The 17,685-nt window shown below is 69.6% G+C and carries 13 protein-coding genes; 8 read left to right on the top strand and 5 right to left on the bottom strand.

Features of this window, described 5'->3' with window-relative positions:
- Nucleotide 1 precedes the first annotated feature (1 nt).
- A complete protein-coding gene (locus tag AC0KTA_RS08405; protein ID WP_481054489.1) occupies nucleotides 2-196 on the bottom strand; it encodes a DUF397 domain-containing protein in 195 nt (64 codons plus the stop codon).
- Nucleotides 193-1,020, bottom strand: a complete 828-nt coding sequence (locus tag AC0KTA_RS08400; RefSeq protein WP_481054488.1) for a helix-turn-helix domain-containing protein — start codon at nucleotides 1,018-1,020, stop codon at nucleotides 193-195. The genes AC0KTA_RS08405 and AC0KTA_RS08400 overlap by 4 nt, the downstream gene beginning before the upstream one ends.
- 85 nt (nucleotides 1,021-1,105) lie before the next feature.
- Between AC0KTA_RS08400 and AC0KTA_RS08395 the strand changes: the two genes are divergently transcribed.
- Entirely contained in the window at nucleotides 1,106-1,528 is a 423-nt protein-coding gene (locus AC0KTA_RS08395) for an ATP-binding protein (RefSeq protein WP_481056355.1), read from the top strand.
- Between the two features lie 18 nt (nucleotides 1,529-1,546).
- On the opposite strand, the gene AC0KTA_RS08390 is transcribed toward AC0KTA_RS08395, so the two are convergent.
- Nucleotides 1,547-3,754, bottom strand: a complete 2,208-nt coding sequence (locus tag AC0KTA_RS08390; RefSeq protein ID WP_481054487.1) for an MMPL family transporter — start codon at nucleotides 3,752-3,754, stop codon at nucleotides 1,547-1,549.
- A gap of 156 nt (nucleotides 3,755-3,910) precedes the next feature.
- On the opposite strand from AC0KTA_RS08390, the gene AC0KTA_RS08385 reads away from it, so the two are divergent.
- Together AC0KTA_RS08385 and AC0KTA_RS08380 are read left to right on the top strand one after the other, a co-directional pair.
- A complete protein-coding gene (locus tag AC0KTA_RS08385; RefSeq protein WP_481054486.1) occupies nucleotides 3,911-4,537 on the top strand; it encodes a TetR/AcrR family transcriptional regulator in 627 nt (208 codons plus the stop codon).
- A 239-nt stretch (nucleotides 4,538-4,776) separates the two neighbouring features.
- A complete protein-coding gene (locus AC0KTA_RS08380) occupies nucleotides 4,777-6,336 on the top strand; it encodes an AMP-binding protein (RefSeq protein ID WP_481054485.1) in 1,560 nt (519 codons plus the stop codon).
- A gap of 82 nt (nucleotides 6,337-6,418) precedes the next feature.
- On the opposite strand, the gene AC0KTA_RS08375 is transcribed toward AC0KTA_RS08380, so the two are convergent.
- Together AC0KTA_RS08375 and AC0KTA_RS08370 are read right to left on the bottom strand one after the other, a co-directional pair.
- Complete coding sequence (locus tag AC0KTA_RS08375; RefSeq protein WP_481054484.1) at nucleotides 6,419-10,276, bottom strand: GH92 family glycosyl hydrolase; 3,858 nt, start codon at nucleotides 10,274-10,276, stop codon at nucleotides 6,419-6,421.
- A gap of 155 nt (nucleotides 10,277-10,431) precedes the next feature.
- Nucleotides 10,432-11,337 (bottom strand): TIGR03564 family F420-dependent LLM class oxidoreductase, encoded by a 906-nt coding sequence (locus AC0KTA_RS08370; protein WP_481054483.1) that lies wholly within the window; start codon nucleotides 11,335-11,337, stop codon nucleotides 10,432-10,434.
- Nucleotides 11,338-11,436: 99 nt separating this feature from the next.
- Here AC0KTA_RS08370 and AC0KTA_RS08365 point away from each other — a divergent pair, with 99 nt between their 5' ends.
- The 5 genes from AC0KTA_RS08365 to AC0KTA_RS08345 all read left to right on the top strand — a co-directional run bounded on the left by AC0KTA_RS08365 (nucleotide 11,437) and on the right by AC0KTA_RS08345 (nucleotide 17,609).
- Entirely contained in the window at nucleotides 11,437-12,327 is an 891-nt protein-coding gene (locus AC0KTA_RS08365) for a LysR family transcriptional regulator (RefSeq protein ID WP_481054482.1), read from the top strand.
- A gap of 408 nt (nucleotides 12,328-12,735) precedes the next feature.
- A complete protein-coding gene (gene ngcE, locus AC0KTA_RS08360; RefSeq protein WP_481054481.1) occupies nucleotides 12,736-14,184 on the top strand; it encodes an N-acetylglucosamine/diacetylchitobiose ABC transporter substrate-binding protein in 1,449 nt (482 codons plus the stop codon).
- Between the two features lie 133 nt (nucleotides 14,185-14,317).
- Nucleotides 14,318-15,247, top strand: a complete 930-nt coding sequence (locus AC0KTA_RS08355; protein WP_481054480.1) for a carbohydrate ABC transporter permease — start codon at nucleotides 14,318-14,320, stop codon at nucleotides 15,245-15,247.
- 14 nt (nucleotides 15,248-15,261) lie between these two features.
- Entirely contained in the window at nucleotides 15,262-16,188 is a 927-nt protein-coding gene (locus AC0KTA_RS08350) for a carbohydrate ABC transporter permease (RefSeq protein WP_481054479.1), read from the top strand.
- Nucleotides 16,189-16,409: 221 nt separating this feature from the next.
- Nucleotides 16,410-17,609, top strand: coding sequence for an ROK family transcriptional regulator (locus AC0KTA_RS08345; RefSeq protein ID WP_481054478.1), 1,200 nt, complete (start codon nucleotides 16,410-16,412; stop codon nucleotides 17,607-17,609).
- The last annotated feature ends 76 nt before the right edge of the window (nucleotides 17,610-17,685 follow it).

The following is a 17,685-nucleotide window of genomic DNA, read 5'->3' as shown; positions in this document are numbered from 1 at the left end:
GTCAGGCCCGGGGCCGCTGCGGGAGGGCCAGGAAGGCGGCCCAGGTGGCGGGGGCGACGGTGAGGAGGGGGCCGTCGGGGTGCTTGGAGTCGCGGATGTGGATGATGGTCTGGCGGGTGGCTATTTCGAGGCAGGCGCCGCCTTCACCACTGCTGTAGCTGGACTTGAACCACTCAAGCGCGGTGCTGCTGCTCATTGCTCTCCTAGCAACCGGTCCAACAGGGCCCTGGTGTCCTCGGAGTTGAGGGCCTGTGTCCGCAGCATCGCATATTTCTGGGTAAGGATCGCCACCTCGTCGAGATCGGCGATCAGGTGGCTGCCGCGCTGGGTCTCGGTGTAGGCAAGTCGCTGGTGCTCGGGCGTCTCCAGCAGAATGAACGGGCCTTCGAGCCCAGCGTGGGCGGCGCGCCCCAACGGCAGGATCTGCAAGGAGAGGCCGGGGAGTTCGGCGTACTCACGCAGATGGCGCACCTGCTCGGTGAACACCTTCTGCCCGCCCAGCCGATCGTGCAGGGCCGCCTCCCAAATCACGAAACTGGCCATCGGCGGCTGCTTGCGGTGCAGGATGTCCCGCCGCTCGATGCGCCTCGCGACGAGTTGCTCGATCTCGTCCTCGTCGTACACAGGTACACGACTACGGAATACCGCCCGCGCGTAGCCCTCCGTCTGGAGAAGGCCTGGCACCAGCAAGCTCTCGTACCAGGAGATCGAAAGAGCCTCCATCTCCCGATCCAGGTACTCCTCGGCGAACCGAGGAACCAGGTCGACCTCAGGCATGTTGTCGACCGCAGTCTCCAACGTCCGGTTGGTTCCCAGGAATGCGTCGAGCTGCACCGCCAGATCCATCTTCAGCGGGCGCCGCCCCTGCTCGATGGAGGCGATGTGATCCTCGCTGAGGACGAAGTGGTCGGCCAGCGACCGCTGTGTGTACCCAGCCACCTCGCGGTGGACGGCAAGCAGCGCCCCCACCATCTTCATCGCCGATGCGTTGCGTCGTGACCGCCGCCGTGAGCCGCTCATGCGGGTACAACTCCCACCAAATGCCGGGCCTTTACCGGTGCGAGGTCGTACAGCCAATCTGTACGACCTCACTGACTGCACCATGATGGCCACACGCTGTGACTCTGGTCACGTGAACGACGAAACTCCCCCCACGCCCCTGCGTGAACGCTTCTACCGACGTGAACGCCAGTCGATCCCCGCGGCCCGCGCGTTCGCGCGCGACGCGCTCGCCGAGTGGGAGGTGGGCGACCGCGAAGGTGACATCGCCCTCTGCGTAAGCGAGTTGACGACCAACGCCCTGCTGCACGGCGTCCCGCCGGGACGCGGATTCCTCCTGCGCCTTGTGCGGGACGGCACCGTCGTACGCGTAGAGGTGCACGACAGTGGAGACGGCAGGCCCCGACTCGTCGACGAAGGCGATGCCGACGAGTCGGGGCGCGGCCTGCGACTGGTGGCGGCTCTGGCCGACAAGTGGGGGGTGGCGGAGCGCGACCCCGGCAAGATCGTGTGGTGCGAGTTCGGCTGACCCCGGCGGCAGCCGCCCTCACCCCCGGACGGGCTCCCGCGCCGGTTCGGCCGCAGCGGGCCCAGGGGCCAGCTTCTCTCCCTCGATGTCCACATGTGGCAGGACCCGGTCCAGCCACCGCGGCAGCCACCACGCCCCGTTCCCGACCAGGGCGAGCACCGCGGGTACGAAGGTCATGCGGATCACGAACGCGTCGATGAGGACGCCGAAGGCCAGGGCGAAGGCGATGGGTTTGACGATGGCGTCGTCCATGGAGACGAAGCTTGCGAAGACCGCGAACATGATCAGGGCCGCCGCCGTGACCACGCGGGCCGCGTGCCGTGCGCCGAGCCGTACGGCGTCGCGGGCCCGGCCGGTGCGGGTGTACTCCTCGCGGACGCTGGAGACGAGGAACACCTCGTAGTCCATGGCGAGTCCGAAGAGGACGGCCATCAGGATGATGGGCAGGAAGCTGACGACCGGGCCGGTACGGGCGACGCCCAACTGGTCGGCGAGCCAGCCCCATTGGAAGACCGCGGCCACCGCGCCGAAGGACGCGGCCACGGACAGGAGGAAGCCTACGGTCGCCTTCACTGGTACGACGAGGCTGCGGAAGACCAGGAGAAGGAGGAGCAGGCAGAGGCCTACTACCACTACCGCGAACGGCAGCAGTGAGTCGCCGAGGCGGTCGGAGACGTCGACGCCGACCGCGGTGCTCCCGGTCACGGAGACCGTCGCGCCGGTCAGCGCGTGCAGGTCGGGGGCGCGGTCGCGGAGCCGGTGGACGAGGTCCTTGGTGGCCTCGTCGTCGGGGCCGGTCTCCGGTACGACCTGGATGATCGAGCCGGTGGACCCCTTGGCGGCCTTGGGCGGGGAGACCGCAGCCACTCCCGGTTCCTTCTTCAACGAGGCGGCGATCCGCGTCGCCGCCTCGCGGCCCTGCGGCGACGCCGCGTCCTTGCCGGGGGTCTGGGCGAGCACCAGGAGGGGGCCGTTGAAGCCGGGCCCGAAGGCCTCGCTGACGGTGTCGTACGTCTGGCGTTGTGAACTGCCGGACGGCGCCGAGCCGTTGTCGGGCAGGGCCAGGCGCAGATCCTTGGCGGGTACGGCCACCGCGGCGAGGGCCGCCACGGTCGCGACGACGGTGAGCAGCGGCCTGCGCGTGGCGACGCGGACCCAGCGCTCGCCCCAAGTGGGCGCGGAATCCTCCTCGTTGGCGCGGCGGGCGGCGCGGGAGCCGGGCCGTGGCGCGAGGCGCGTACCGGCGAAGCCGAGGAGGGCGGGCAGCAGCGTGACGGCCACGAGAACGGCGACCAGGACGGTGGCCGCCGCGCTCAGGCCCATGACCGTCAGGAACGGGATGCGGACCACGGCGAGTCCGGCCAGGGCGATGACGACGGTGAGCCCGGCGAAGACGACGGCGCTGCCGGAGGTGCCGTTGGCGCGGGCGGCCGACTCCTCGGGGTCCATGCCGTGGGCCAGTTGGGAGCGGTGGCGGGAGAGGATGAACAGGGCGTAGTCGATGCCCACCGCGAGGCCGAGCATCAGGGCGAGGGTGACCGCGGTCGACGAGATGCCGACGGCGCCGGTCACCGCGAGCAGCCCGCACAGCCCGACCGCGACCCCGACGAGCGCCGAGAGCAAGGGCATTCCGGCCGCGAGCAGCGAGCCGAAGGTGAGGGCGAGGACGGCGAGCGCGACGACGGCGCCGACCGCCTCCTTGGCGCTGACGGAGACGCCGCCGCTGCCGTAGGCGTTGCCGCCGACCGACACGTCGAGACCGGCTTCGGAGGCCTGGTCCGCGGCCTTCTCCAGGGCGGGTAGCGCGTCGGAGTCCAGCGCGGAGCGGTCGACCGTGTACTGGGCCTGGGCCAGGGCGGTGCGGCCGTCCCGGGAAACGGTGCCCGCGGCGGCCGGGCTCACCACGGCGGTGACTTGGGGCGCGCGCCCGACCTCGGCGAGGGTGCGGGTGACGACGGCGGCGTACGGGGCGTCGGTGACCTTCTTGCCCTCGGGGGCGGTGAAGACAAGCTGCGCGCTGGTGCCGGCGGCCGCGGGGAACTCCTCGGCCATCGTGTCCAGGGCCCGCTGGGACTCCGATCCGGGGATGGAGAACTCGTCGTCGAGCCCGCTGCCGAAGGCGGTGAGGCAGGCGATTGCGGCCGCGAGCACGGCAAGCCAGAGGGACAGGACGAGGCGGCGGCGTCGGAAGGCGGTGCGGCCGAGCCGGGCGAGCAGAGAGGCCATGGCGCTCCTAGGGCTCCTGGGCGGAACAGTGCTGGTCGGCGCCGGTCCGGTACGGGCGTCGGACCGGTCCGACAAAGTGTCATGACTGACAGATTTTCCAGAGTAGCGGAAGTGTCAGGGGTGACACTTTGCGGAAGCGTGTGCCAGACTGCCGCTGTGAGCACGGTCGGACGGCGGGAGCAGCACAAGGAGCGCACGCGCAAGGCGCTCCAGGAGGCTGCCCTGCGGCTGTTCGAGGAGCACGGCTTCGAGGGGACCACCGTGCGCGACATCGCGACGGCCGCCGGTGTCACGGAGCGCACGTTCTTCCGTTATTACCCGTCCAAGGAAGACCTGGTTCTCGGCGAAGTCCTCGAAATCATTCCGCCGCTGTGCAGACATATCGTCGAACGCCCCATGGGTGAGCCGCCGTTCACCGCGGTCCTGAATGCCTTGTTCGCCTTCGCCGATACGCGCGTGACGACCCTCGGCATTCTGTTCAGTGACGAGCCCGCGCGCTTCTTCACCAATCCCCGCCCCACCCGCTCCGTGCTTTTCGAGATCGAGGACGGCGTCGCCGACGCGCTGCGTCAGCGCATTGCGGCCGACGGCCCCGGCCGCGACGGCGAAGCGCAGGGCGCGGCCGAGCTGCGCTCGTCCGTGCACGCCAGGGCCGCCGTCGCCGCGCTGCGCAGCGCCCTCCTCGCGCACTCGGCGCTCCCCGAGGAGAGACGCACGGCCGGGGAGATCGACCGGCTTCTGCGCGAGGCGTTCGCCGCCCTCGGAAACGGCGACTGTCGCTAGCACGCGCCCGCTCGCAAGCGCCCCGTACTCGCGGCGAACAAAGGCCCGTACCCGCGGCGGGTAAACGCCCGTGCGCGCGGTCGAGCGCGCTTCTCCTGTGAATTCCGAGCGGTGAATTACAGCCCTCGCATGGAGTTCATCAAGAAGACACTTTCAACGCACAACCAGTTGTTAGCCTACCCGTCAGTAGCAGTCGGCTGCATCTCCTGCATCGCCTACAACGTAGGGGGAAGTACGTCATGACCACCCAAAACCCTGCCGCCGAGGTGAGTTCAGCTCAGCGCGATTTCCGCAGTTATGTCGAAACGATCCTCGACGTGCTCGCGGACGACCCCGCACGGTCCCTCATCACCACCGCCGACGGCCGCCACATCACCGCCGGGGCGTTCCGCGACAGCATCTTCCGCATGGCCCGCGAGCTGGCCGACCGCGGCATCGGGCGCGGCACCACCGTGTCGCTGCTGTCCCGGAACCGGCCCGAGGTCCTCGCCGCGCGGTACGCCGCCAACCTGCTCGGCGCCCGCCTCGTCTTCCTCTACGACGGCATGGCGCCCGGCACCCTCGCCCACGTCGCGGAGAGCGTCGACACGGAACTGCTCCTGCTCGACCCCGATCTCGCGGAAGCCGCCGAGAGCCTCCTCTCCCACACCCGGCCCCCACACGTGCTCTCCCTCGGCGAAAGCCCGTACGGCGACGACCTGTTGGCGCTCTCCGCCCGCAGGGACGCCGACCCCGTGCCGAGCGCGGCCCGCCCCGACGACGACTGGTGCATACGCCACACCGGCGGAACCACCGGCGTCCCCAAGGGAGTTCGCATGGCGCACGGCCCCTACAAGGACGTGCTCGCCTTCGGCTCCGTCTTCGCGGGGGAACCGCCCCGCTTCCTGGCGGCCACCACCCTCGCCCACGTCGCGGGCAACATCGCCGACGCCACCTTCATGGCCGGGGGCTCCGTGGTCCTCCAGCACTCCTTCGACGCGGCCGAGGTCCTCGCCGCCGTCGCGCGCGAGCGGATCACCCACCTGTGGCTGCTGCCCCCGCTGCTGTACCGCCTGCTCGACCACCCCGCCCTGAGCGGCACCGACCTGAGCAGCGTCCGGCGGATCTCCTACGGCGGGTGCGCCGCTTCGCCGACGCGGCTGCGCCAGGCCCACGAGGTCTTCGGCCCCGTCCTGTTCGGCGGGTACGGCCAGTCCGAGGTCGGCCACGTCACGGTCATCGGCCCGGACGACCACAAGGACATGCCCCAGGAAGGGCAGGCCACCGTCGGCCGGGTGATCCCCGGCATCGAGGTCACCATCCACGGCGAGGACGGAACTCCCCTGCCCGTGGGGCAGATCGGCGAGATCCGGGTCCGCTCCGGGCAGGCCATGACCGGCTACTGGAAGCAGCCGGAGCTCACCGCCGAGGTGCTGCGCGACGGGTGGATCCACACCGGCGACATGGGCCACCTCGACGAGGAGGGCTTCCTCTACATCGCCGACCGGCTCAAGGACATGATCATCGTGGTGGGCGGCCACGTCTACACGCATGAGCTGGAGGACCTGCTGCACACCCACCCGGGCGTCGCCCACTGCGCGGTGTTCGGGGCGCGCGGCGCGGACGCGGGCGAAGAGGTGCACGTCGCGGCCGTCCCCGCGGCGGGGCAGGAGATCGGCCTGGACGAGCTGCGGGACTTCGTCACCCGGCACAAGGGTGCCATGTACGCGCCGGCGCGCCTGCATCTGCTCACGGAGATCCCGCTGACCCCCGTGGGCAAGCCCGACAAGAAGCAGATCCGGGCGACGCTCGGCGCCTGACCGGGCGGGCCCCTGCCGGACGGACGGCGGCCCGCACCCCCCGCCCCACGGGACGGGAACGTGCGGGCCGCCGCGCACCGCGTCAGCGCAGGAGCTCCACCTCCGACAGCGCCGCCCGGCCACCCGTGAACACCAGGCGGTACTTCACGTACGCACCGGGCTTGCTCACCGTGAACGGCCGGGTCTGCCGGTCCCAGGCGAAGGACTGGCCCGAGCGCTTGTCGACGGTCGACCACTTCTCGCCGTCGCGCGAGCCCTGGAGGACCCAGCCGCGCGGAGCCTTGGACCTGTCCGCCGACGTGAGGGTGTACTGGACAGCTTCTGTCCTGGATACCACCGGCAACACAACGGACGCAGCGTTCGCGTACGTCGACGACGAGTTGTCGAAGAGCTCGCCCTCCACCTTGAGGACGTCCTTACGCGGCGACGGCACCTTGTCGTCGTCCGTGACGGACACCGGCTGGGATCCGGGGCCCGCGCCCCAAGCGGACGGCTTCGGGCCCATGTCGAACTCAAGCACCCCGCCGCGCGCGATGGCGCTGTGCGGCAGCGCAGTCGAGTTCCACCGCTTCCCGTTCACCTTCAGCCCCTGCACGTACACGTTCTTCGCGCTGTTCTTCGGGGCCTTCACCACCAGGTCCCGGCCGTTGTCCAGGTGCACCGTCATCTTCGTGAACTGCGGGGAGCCGATCGCGTACTCGCCGCTGCCCATGACCAGCGGATAGAAGCCGAGCGCCGAGAACAGATACCAGGCCGACTGCTCGCCGTTGTCCTCGTCGCCGTGGTAGCCCTGCCCGATCTCGCTGCCGGTGTACAGGCGGGACAGCACCTCGCGGACCTTCTCCTGCGTCTTCCAGGGCTGCCCGGCCGCGTCGTACATGTACGCGGCGTGGTGGGCGACCTGGTTGGAGTGCCCGTACATGCCCATGCGTACGTCACGGGCCTCCGTCATCTCGTGGATGACGCCGCCGTACGAACCGGCGAACTCGGGCGAGGCGGTCTCCGGGGTGGCGAAGTAGGTGTCGAGCTTCTTCGCGAGCCCCTTGCGGCCGCCGTACAGGTTGGCGAGACCGCGCGAGTCCTGCGGTGCGGTGAAGGCGTACCCCCACGCGTTGGTCTCGGTGTAGTCGTAACCCCACACGCGCGGGTCGAACTTGTCCGACGGGACGCGCCAGTCGCCCTTCTTGTCCTTGCCCTGGAAGAACCCGGCCTTGGAGTCGAAGAGGTGCACGTAGTCGCGGGCGCGGTTGAGGAAGTACGAGGACTCCTCCTTGTAGCGCTTCTCGCCCGTCTTCTTGTAGAGCGCCTGGCCCATCTTCGCGATGCCGTAGTCGTTGAGGTAGCCCTCGAGCGCCCACGACAGGCCCTCGTGCGTCTCGCTGCTGGTGTAGCCGAGGAACGGCGAGGTGGCCATGCCCTTGCGGCCGTATCCCGGCTTGTCCGGCGCGACCGTCGCGTTCTTCACCGCCGCGTCGTACGCCGCCTTCGCGTCGAAGCCGCCGACGCCCTTCACGTACGCGTCCGCGAACGCCACGTCGGAGGACGTGCCGGTCATCAGGTCCGCGTAGCCGGGCGAGGACCAGCGCGACGTCCAGCCACCGTCCTTGTAGTGCTGCACGAAGCCGTCGACCAGCTCGCCCGCCTTCTTCGGGGTGAACAGCGAGTAGGCGGGCCACGTCGTGCGATACGTGTCCCAGAAGCCGTTGTTGACGTACGGCTTGCCCTCGACGATCTTCGCGCCGGTGTGGGTGGGCGTGTCGGGGCCGGTCTGCGGCGAGAACGGCGACGCGTACTTGTGCTTCGAACCAACCTTCTCGAAACCGGAGTTGGGGTAGAGGTACAGGCGGTACATGCTGGAGTAGAGCGTGGTCAGCTGGCCCTCGCTCGCGCCCTCCACCTCGACGCGGCCGAGCAGGTCGTCCCACTGGTCCTGCGCCCGGTCCTTGACGCGGCCGAAGGACGTGCCCGCCGGGATCTCCTCGTCCAGGTTGGCCTTCGCCTGGTCGACGCTGATCAGTGAGGTCGCCAGGCGCAGCGTGACACTGCGGTCCGCGCCCGCCTTGAAGCGCAGATAGCCGGTGACGTCACCGCCACCGCCGCCGTCCAGCTTGCCGCCGCCGGTGACGGGCGCGTCGAAGGTGCCGTACACGAACAGGCGCGTGGCACCCGTCGACAGGCCCGACTTCACGTCCGAGTAGCCGGTGACGATGCCCTTGTCCTTGTCGAGGGTGAGGCCCGCCTTGTCGGAGACGTTGTCGAAGATGATGCTCGCGTCGTCACCGGGATAGGTGAACCTGAGCATCGCCGCGTGGTCGGTCGGCGTCATCTCGGCCTTCAGGCCGTTCTCGAACGTCACGCCGTAGTAGTGCGGCTTCGCCGTCTCCTTCTCGTGCCGGAACGGCAGCGCCCGCTCGGTGCGCGACGCGTCCGGGGTGTCCTTCGCCGCCGACGGCATCACCTGGAAGGTCTGCCGGTCGCCCATCCACGGGCTCGGCTCGTGGCTTGCGCTGAACGCCTGCACGGTCGGCAGGTTGTCGTCGTTGTTGCCGCGCGCGTAGTCGTACAGCCAGCTCAGGGAGCCCGCGTTGGTCACCGGCGTCCAGAAGTTGAAGCCGTGCGGGACGGCCGTCGCCGGGAAGGTGTTGCCGCGCGAGAAGCCGCCGCTGGAGTTCGTGCCGCGGGTGGTCGACGCGTAGTCGGAGGGGCGCGCCTTGGGCTCGGCGGGCGGGGTCTCCTTCAGCGACACGTCGTCCAGCCAGCCCCGGAACTTCGCGGGCCCCTTGGGGGAGTCGTAGCCGAGCAGGATCCGGTCCACCGTCTTCCCGGCGGCGACGTCGCCGATCCGCCCGACCACGTTGTTCCACTGGTTGACGTACAGCACCTTCGCGTCGCCCTGCCCGCGCGGGGTCAGTGGGAAGCCATGCTGGTCGGTGGCCTTGAGGTCACTCAGATAGGTGCCGTCCGTGAAGGCCAGGTCCACGGCGACATTCGTGGCGTCGTAGTCCAGATCGCCGTCCGCCATGGACGGGAACACGCGGTACGACAGCTCGGTGTCGCGCCGCACGTCGACATTCACGTCGAAGACCTTGTTGTACGAGAACCCGCGCCGGTCGGCCGTGTGCGTGCCCGCGTACCGCAGCGCCTGCTTGCCGGTGAACCCGGCGCGGGCCTTGGCGGTCGGGGAGCCCGCGGGGCCGCGGTCGATCAGGCTCAGCATGTCCTCGGGCGGGGCCGGGGTGTCGCTGCCGCCGACGGAGAGCTGCACGTCGGCGAGTTGCAGGGCGTCGCCCGCGCCGCTGTTGGCGGTGATGTCCAGGCGGAAGTGGGAGTAGGCGGCGGCGTTCTCGAACTCGTACTTCTTCGTCTGGAACCGGCCGTCGAACTTCTCGCCCTTGCGGCTGTCGAGGTCCTTCCACTCCTTGCCGTCCGTCGAGCCCTGGAGCGTGAAGTCCTTCGGGTCGCGCTCGGCGTGGTCGTTGGCGGAGGTGAGCGCGTACGTCACCACCTTGGCGGGCTCGTCGAGTTCGAACTCCACCCAGCCGGTGGGCTTGAAGGTGAGCCACTTCGTCGACTTCTCGCCGTCGACGAGGTTCTCCTTGGTCTCGCCGCCCCCGCTGTTCTCACCGCTCGCCCGCACGTCCACGACGTGGTCGTTCACGCTGCCCGGAATCCCGGAACTGAAGCCGCCGTTGACCCCGCCGGCCCTCTTCTTGCCGTCGGGTCCGGACTCGACCGTGTTCAGCCAGTCGGGCTGCACGTCGTCCTTCTCGAACGAGGAACCGAACTCCCGCTCCGCGCGCGGCGCCTGCTCCGCCCGCTCCGGCCCGGCCACGGCGACGCCCTGCGAGGCGCCGAGCACCGCGAGAGCGGTGAGGCCGACGACGGCCCGGGTGCGGCGCCCGCTTCCCCCACGGCGTCTGTGTCGAGGTCTGTGTCCCATCCCCTGAAGCCCCTCCCTGCGAGTGCCGGACAACGTTGTCACATGTCTGCGCAAGGTCCAGTAGGGCGTCAAGTGATGAGTGGTGTCAAGGGTGTTGCAGGGCCCCGGACGGTCGTCCTGGGGCCCTGGTGGCCGGGCGGAGCACCTGGCGTCGGTCAGCCCGAGCGCCCGGCCAGATCCGCGAACAGGGCGACCGTGCGCGCCCGGTCCGCGGGGGAACCCTCGGGGAACAGGATCAGTTCGGTCGCGCCCGCCTCGGCGTAGCGGCGCATGGCCGCTTCGACGGCCGCCTCGTCGCCCGCGACGAGTGTGTCCTCGGGGCCGCCGAGGCCCTGCCGCTCCAGCGTCCCGCGGTAACTGGGCAGCGCGTTGGCGGTGCCGTACGTGGCCGCGACGTCGTCACGTACGCCGTCGGGGTCGGCGGTGACGGAGGCCATCACGCCGACGGCGATGCGCGGGGGCGCGGGCCTGCCCGCGGCTCCGGCCGTGACGCCCGGGACCACGTAGTCGGCGAGGAGGCGCGGTCCGGTCCAGATGGTGAGCACGCCGTCGGCACGTTCACCGGCGAGGGCGAGCATCTTGGGGCCGTGGGCGGCGAGCAGGACGGGTGGCGCCTGCACGCCGGGCGCGGCCACGCCCCCGACCGCCGTGACCGTCTCGCCGCGCACCTCGGCGTCCGCGCCGCGCAGCACGGGGTCGAGGACGTCGAGATACTCCCGCACCCGGCGCAGCGGGCGGTCCCACGGCAGGCCGAACCGCCCCTCCACCAGGGTCGCGTGGCTCGGGCCGACGCCTAGCGTCAGCCGCCCGCCCACCGCGGCCTGCGCCGTCAGGGCCTGGGCGGCGAGCGTGAAGGGGTGCCGCGGGAACAGCGGGACGACGCCGGTGCCGAGCCCGATGCCCGGGGCGCGCTCTCCCAGCGCCGCGAAGAGCGTCAACGGGTCCCAGCCGACGCTCTCGTTCAGCCAGGCCCGCGCGAAGCCGTCCGCGGCCGCGCGCTCCACGGCGTCGAGGATGTCCGGGACGGGGTTGGTGCCGTCGATCCACAGTCCGAGTTCCATGGGTCCAGTCCAACGCGCGGGATCACCCGGAACAATGGGCAACTACGCTGCCCAGCAATAAGTAATCGTGATGGAGGGGAGCGGGAGGGGAACGGCACCATGGAGATCCGGCAGCTCCGCTGCTTCGTGGCCGTGGCCGAGGAACTGCACTTCGCCCGCGCCGCCGCCCGGCTCGGTGTCGCCCAGCCCGCCGTGAGCCAGCAACTCTCCCGCCTGGAGCGGGAGTTGGGGCTACGGCTGCTGATCCGTTCGCCGCGCCGGGTCGCCCTCACCGTGGACGGGACCCGGCTGCTCGCCGAGGCGCGGGCCGCGCTCGCCGCGGTCGACCGGGTCCGGGACGTCGCCGAGGAGCTGACCAGGGGCGGGTCCGGCACGCTCCGCATCGGGACGAGCCCCGGCCTGGGGCGGCGGCTGGCCCACGGGATGGCGGCGCTGCGGGAGCTCGCGCCCGACGTGGAACTGGTCCTGGTCGACGGCCCGGCGCGGGACCACCTGGCCGCCGTCGCCTCGGGTGAGCTGCACGCGGCGCTCGTCCGCGCCGCGCCGCCCGGCACCGGTGTGCACGCGGCGCGCCTCGGCGAGGACCCGCTCTCCGCCGTGCTGCCCCGTACGCACCTCGCCGCCGCGGAACCGGCCGTCCAGGTCCGCCAACTCACCGACCTGCGGCTGCGGTTGCCCCCGCGGGACGGCGACCCGGTGCTGCACGACACGGTGCTGGCCCGGTGCGCCGACGAGGAGGCGGCCGTCACCCGCGGCCGCGACGTCACCTCGGTGGACGACGCCGTCCTGGAGATCGGCGCCGGAACCCCCGCGTGGACCGTGGTGCACGGCGACCGGTTCGTCGTCGACCTGTGCGCGAGCGAGACGTACCGGGGTCCCGTGGCCGCGGTACGCCCCTTCGACCCGCCACTGGGCGTCCCTGTCCGTCTGCTGCTGCCGACCGCGTGGACGCCCAAGTGCCGTGACGCGATGGTGGACGCCTTCCGCTGAGCCGTTCGCCGGGCCTTTACGAAGCGCCCGGTTTCCCCGTCGAGTTCGGTCGCCTCGACGGGTTCGGAGAAAGCCGGATTCGCTTCCGCATTGGTACGGACTTTTCTTGCACACAGGTGGTCGTCACACGTGTCTGCGGGCGCGTCTCAGCGCGCGTCTCCGGGAGGTCTCAACTCGGAAAAGCCTGCAGCCCAAACCTGCATTCGATCTTGCTACGCCGACTGTGAGTGGACTATACCTGTCGGCGTCCGCACTGCCCCGGATCGACCAGCCGCGGCGGCCGTCCCACCGGCGGCGGACACATCCCGCACATCCCGCACCATCGCACGACCCCAGCTTCACAACTCCGCGGTGCCGGGGAGGTTCCGGTTCACCGCCTGAGTCCTGGAAGAAGGCGAGGACTTGAGCATGGGATCCACCCCTGGGACCTCCGGCAGGCCCACCGCCGGCGGCGTCGGCCGCCGCGATCTGATCAAGCGCGCGGCCGCGCTCGGCATCATCTCCGTACCGACGATGAGCTTCCTGTCGGCGTGCGCCTCCGGCGGCGGCGGTGACGACGACAAGGCCAAGACGGTCAAGAAGACGAAGGACAACCCCTTCGGCGTCGCCAAGGACAACGACCTCGACGTCTTCATCTTCAAGGGCGGCTACGGCGACGCCTACGCCAAGGTGTGGGAGGCGTCGTTCGAGAAGAAGTACGGCGGCGAGGTCTCGCACAGCGGCGAGCAGGACGTCACCGGAAAGCTCCAGCCCCGCTTCAACAAGGGCAACCCGCCGGACGTCGTCGACGACTCCGGCTCCAAGAAGATGAAGCTGGACACCCTGCACAAGGAAGGCCATCTCACCGACCTCACCCAGCTGCTCGACGCCCCGTCCATCGACGACCCGAGCAAGAAGATCCGCGAGATCATGCTGCCCGGCACCATCGAGCAGGGCACCTTCGGCGGCAAGTTCCACGCGCTGTTCTATGTGTACGCGACCTGGGGCCTCTGGTACTCCAACAAGCTGTTCAAGAAGCACGGTTGGAAGGTGCCGAAGACCTGGGACGAGCTCCTGGACATCATGAAGGACGCCAAGTCCAAGGGCATCGGCGGCCTCGCCCACCAGGGCAAGTACCCGTACTACATGAACATCGTGATCATGGACCTGATCGCCAAGACCGGCGGCATGGACGCCGTGAAGGCGATCGACAACCTCGACAAGAAGGCCTTCGTCGGCAACCCGGCCGCCGAGCGGGCCATCGAGGCGGTGTACGAGATCGTGGAGAAGGGCCTGCTGATGCCGGGCACCAACTCCCTGGAGCACACCGAGGCCCAGACCAAGTGGAACGAGTACAAGGCGGTCTTCATCCCCTCCGGCTCCTGGCTGGAGAACGAGCAGGCCAAGCAGACGCCCGCCGACTTCGAGATGACGTTCCTGCCGCTGCCGCTGCTGCCCGGCTCCAAGATGAAGCTGCACGCCCTGCGCACCGGCGCCGACGAGCCCTTCATCGTGCCGTCCAAGGCGAAGAACGTGCAGGGCGGCCTCGAGTTCCTGCGCCGCATGCTGTCCAAGGAAGGCGCCACCGCCTTTGCCAAGGAGGCCAGTTCGCTGTCCGTGCTCGGCCCGGAGTACGTCGACGAGAGCGTGCAGCTGCGCCCCGGCATCAAGACGGCGCTCGCCGCGGTCGACGCCTGCCCGGTGAAGGAGCGCTTCAACTTCCGCTACTCGGAGTGGTACGGCGAGCTGGACGTCGCGATCCAGAACGCCACCGGTGAGCTGATGGCCAAGCGCATCACGCCCAAGAAGTGGCTCGAGCGCTGCCAGGCAGCCGTCGACAAGGAAGCCGCGAAGAACCCGGACACGAAGCGGAAGTAGTCGTCGCGGACGTAGTCGTCGTCAACCGCCGGCCGGGGCCGGGCGGCACGGCCGGGCCGGGCGCCGCCCGCGCCCCGGCCGGCGGTGCGGCGCCGCACCGGGACGGCCAGGGCAAGGCCAGGAGCAGGATGTCATGCATCGGAAAAAGTACCCGTTCATCGCGGGATTTCTCATTCTTCCCGTCGGGCTCTATGTATTGCTGGTGATCTGGCCCTACATCCAGACCATCAGCTACTCCTTCACCGACTGGAGCGGCGCCTCCCAGAACTTCAATTTCGTCGGCTTCGACAACTACACGGAACTGGCGAAGGACGACGTCTTCGTCAAGGCGCTGCAGCACAATGCCCTGCTGCTCGTTCTGGTGCCGACCCTGACGATTCTGCTCTCGCTGTTCTTCGCCTTCATGGTGAATGTGGGCGGCCGTGGCGGAGCCGGCGGAGTGTCGGGCGTCAAGGGCTCCGGCTTCTACCGCATCATCTTCTTCTTCCCGCAGGTCCTTTCCATCGCCATCCTCGCCATCCTCTTCAAGGCGGTCTACCGCGGCGACGACTCGGGCCTCATCAACGGCTCTCTCCAGGCGGTCGGCCTCGGCGACAAGAGCAGCCCCACCGAGTGGCTCAACGACCCCGACCTGGTGCTGTGGTGCATCATCTTCGTGATGGTCTGGGCCGGCGCGGGCTTCTACATGGTGCTGTTCTCGGCTGCCATGCAGTCCATCCCCAAGGACATCTACGAGGCGGCGCTGCTCGACGGCGCCGGGCGGGTCCAGACCTTCTTCCGGGTCACGCTGCCGCTGCTCTGGGAGACCATCCAGACGGCCTGGGTGTTCCTCGCGATTCTCTCCATGGACGCGTTCCTGCTCATCTCCACGCTCACGTCGCAGGACTTCGGCGGTGGCCCCGACCACAGCAGCGAGGTCATCTCGACGTACCTGATGCGCAACTTCCAGACGTACAGCAAGAGCGGATACGCCTGCGCCATGGGTGTGGTGATGCTGCTGCTCACCCTGATCGTGTCCATCGTCACGCTGCGGCTCAGCCGCCGTGACCGCATCGAGTACTGAGGGAGGCGCGAGCGATGACGGCTCCCGCGACTCAACCGCCGGTCACCAAGGTCAAGGTGCCGCGCCAGCGCGGCGGCGGGCGCGGCCCCGGCAAGGACGGCATGGAGGGCAGGACCCTCAACGCCTTCTCGCACGGCTTCCTGGTGCTGTGGGCGGTCATGATCGTCCTGCCGCTGATCTGGATCCTGCTCGGCAACTTCAAGACCGACTCCCAGATCAAGTCCAGCGCCTGGACCTGGCCCACCGAGTGGACCCTCGACGCCTTCCAGCGCGGCTGGGAGAAGGGCGTCGGCGACTACCTGCTCAACACCCTGATCGTGATGGTCGTCTCGGTGCCGCTCACCATGCTGCTCGGCGCCATGGCGGCCTACGTGCTGGCCCGCTACGACTTCGTCGGCAACCGGTTCGTGTACTACTTCTTCGTGGCCGGCTCGATGTTCCCGGTGTTCCTGGCGCTCGTGCCGCTGTACTTCATGGTCGACCGGCTCGGCATGCTCAACACGTACCAAGGACTGATCCTGGTGTACGTCGCGTACTCGCTGCCGTTCACCGTGTTCTATCTGCACTCGTTCTTCCGCACCCTGCCCACGGCCGTGCACGAGGCGGCGGTGATCGACGGCGCCTCGCACACCCGGGTGTTCTTCCAGATCATGGTGCCGATGGCGAAACCCGGGCTGATCAGCGTCGGGATCTTCAACGTCCTCGGGCAGTGGAACCAGTACATCCTGCCGCTGACCCTGATGCAGAAGCAGAGCGGCGGCGACGAGGACCGCTCGATGCTCGCCCAGGGCCTGGTCAGCCTGATGAACCAGGGCAACTACGAGACCGACCTGCCCGCCCTGTACGCGGGCATGACCATCTCCATGATCCCGGTCCTTGTGGTGTACCTCTCCTTCCAGCGTCAGGTGCAGTCGGGCCTCACGGCGGCCACGATCAAGTAACGGCGGCCACGGTCGGTCAAGTGACGGCGGCCACGATCAAGTAGTCGAACGCGATCATGCAGGCGGAGCGCCCCGTACGCGGGGCGTTTCGTGTGCCTGGAGTGGCCGACTGGATTTTCGTCAAGGACTTGACTGCGGTAACACCTTCAGCGGAGCTTGGAGTTCACAACTTGTACGGGCGGCGAAGGTGCCGTCCGCCATAGGCGGGAGTGGATGAGTCGATGGAGACTCCGGGGTCGCAGTCGTCACTGCACCGAGCAAATCTCGAGCGGGTCGTGCGCGCGGTGCGGCTGGCGGGATCGCTCACGCAGGCGGAGATCGCCAGGACGACGGGCCTGTCCGCCGCGACGGTGTCCAACATCGTCCGCGAGCTGAAGGACGGCGGCACCGTCGAGGTCACGCCCACGTCGGCGGGCGGCCGCCGGGCCCGCAGCGTCTCCCTGAGCGGCGACGCCGGCATGGTCATCGGCATCGACTTCGGCCACACCCACCTGCGCGTCGCGCTCGGCAACCTCGCCCACAAGGTGCTCGCCGAGGAGTCCGAGCCGCTGGACGTGGACGCCTCCGCCGCGCAGGGCTTCGACCGGGCCGAGCGGCTCGTCGGCAAGCTGATCGAGGCGACCGGCGTGGACCGCTCCAAGGTCGCGGGCGTCGGCCTCGGCGTGCCCGGCCCCATCGACGTGGAGTCCGGCACCCTCGGCTCCACCGCGATCCTGCCCGGCTGGGCGGGCACCAGGCCCGCCGAGGAGCTCAAGGAACGGCTCGGGGTGCCCGTGCACGTCGACAACGACGCCAACCTGGGCGCGCTCGGCGAGCTGGTCTGGGGGAGCGGCCGGGGCGTCAAGGACCTCGCGTACATCAAGGTCGCGAGCGGTGTCGGCGCCGGCCTGGTGATCAGCGGCCGGATCTACCGGGGGCCCGGCGGCACCGCCGGAGAAATCGGGCACATCACCCTGGACGAGTCCGGCCCCGTCTGCCGCTGCGGCAACCGCGGCTGCCTGGAGACCTTCGCCGCCGCCCGGTACGTCCTGCCCCTGCTCCAGTCCAGCCACGGCAGCGATCTGACCATGGAGCGCGTGGTGGCCCTGGCCCGCGAGGGGGACCCCGGCTGCCGCCGGGTGATCGCCGACGTGGGTCGGCACATCGGCAGCGGTGTCGCGAACCTGTGCAACCTGCTGAACCCGAGCAGGGTCGTCCTGGGGGGCGCCCTGGCGGAGGCCGGGGAGCTGGTCCTCGCGCCCATCCGGGAGTCGGTGGGGCGGTACGCCATCCCCAGCGCCGCGCGCCAACTGTCCGTACTTCCCGGGGCACTTGGCTCGCGCGCGGAGGTCCTCGGGGCGCTCGCCCTCGCGCTCAGCGAGATGGGGGATTCAACCCTTTTGGACGGGAGCCTGACGGCCGCGGCACCTGCCTTCACTTAGATAACGCATGGCACCGTTGTCATCTCGTTAAGGATTTACTCCTTGACGCGTGTCGGGTGGCCGAGTTGACTTCGAG

This window comes from Streptomyces sp. Y309, assembly GCF_056712025.1.
The sequence above is the reverse complement of the archived record's forward strand: the minus strand, read 5'-3'. Positions and strand labels throughout refer to the sequence as shown.

What these genes read in the sequence shown, in the direction of transcription:
- ngcE (WP_481054481.1), top strand. Translation starts at nt 12,736, where the DNA reads ATGGGATCCACCCCTGGGACCTCCGGCAGGCCCACCGCCGGCGGCGTC.
- AC0KTA_RS08345 (WP_481054478.1), top strand. Translation starts at nt 16,410, where the DNA reads ATGGAGACTCCGGGGTCGCAGTCGTCACTGCACCGAGCAAATCTCGAG.
- AC0KTA_RS08395 (WP_481056355.1), top strand. Translation starts at nt 1,106, where the DNA reads ATGGCCACACGCTGTGACTCTGGTCACGTGAACGACGAAACTCCCCCC.
- AC0KTA_RS08375 (WP_481054484.1), bottom strand. Translation starts at nt 10,276, where the DNA reads ATGGGACACAGACCTCGACACAGACGCCGTGGGGGAAGCGGGCGCCGC.
- AC0KTA_RS08400 (WP_481054488.1), bottom strand. Translation starts at nt 1,020, where the DNA reads ATGAGCGGCTCACGGCGGCGGTCACGACGCAACGCATCGGCGATGAAG.
- AC0KTA_RS08380 (WP_481054485.1), top strand. Translation starts at nt 4,777, where the DNA reads ATGACCACCCAAAACCCTGCCGCCGAGGTGAGTTCAGCTCAGCGCGAT.
- AC0KTA_RS08350 (WP_481054479.1), top strand. Translation starts at nt 15,262, where the DNA reads ATGACGGCTCCCGCGACTCAACCGCCGGTCACCAAGGTCAAGGTGCCG.
- AC0KTA_RS08390 (WP_481054487.1), bottom strand. Translation starts at nt 3,754, where the DNA reads ATGGCCTCTCTGCTCGCCCGGCTCGGCCGCACCGCCTTCCGACGCCGC.
- AC0KTA_RS08365 (WP_481054482.1), top strand. Translation starts at nt 11,437, where the DNA reads ATGGAGATCCGGCAGCTCCGCTGCTTCGTGGCCGTGGCCGAGGAACTG.
- AC0KTA_RS08370 (WP_481054483.1), bottom strand. Translation starts at nt 11,337, where the DNA reads ATGGAACTCGGACTGTGGATCGACGGCACCAACCCCGTCCCGGACATC.
- AC0KTA_RS08355 (WP_481054480.1), top strand. Translation starts at nt 14,318, where the DNA reads ATGCATCGGAAAAAGTACCCGTTCATCGCGGGATTTCTCATTCTTCCC.
- AC0KTA_RS08405 (WP_481054489.1), bottom strand. Translation starts at nt 196, where the DNA reads ATGAGCAGCAGCACCGCGCTTGAGTGGTTCAAGTCCAGCTACAGCAGT.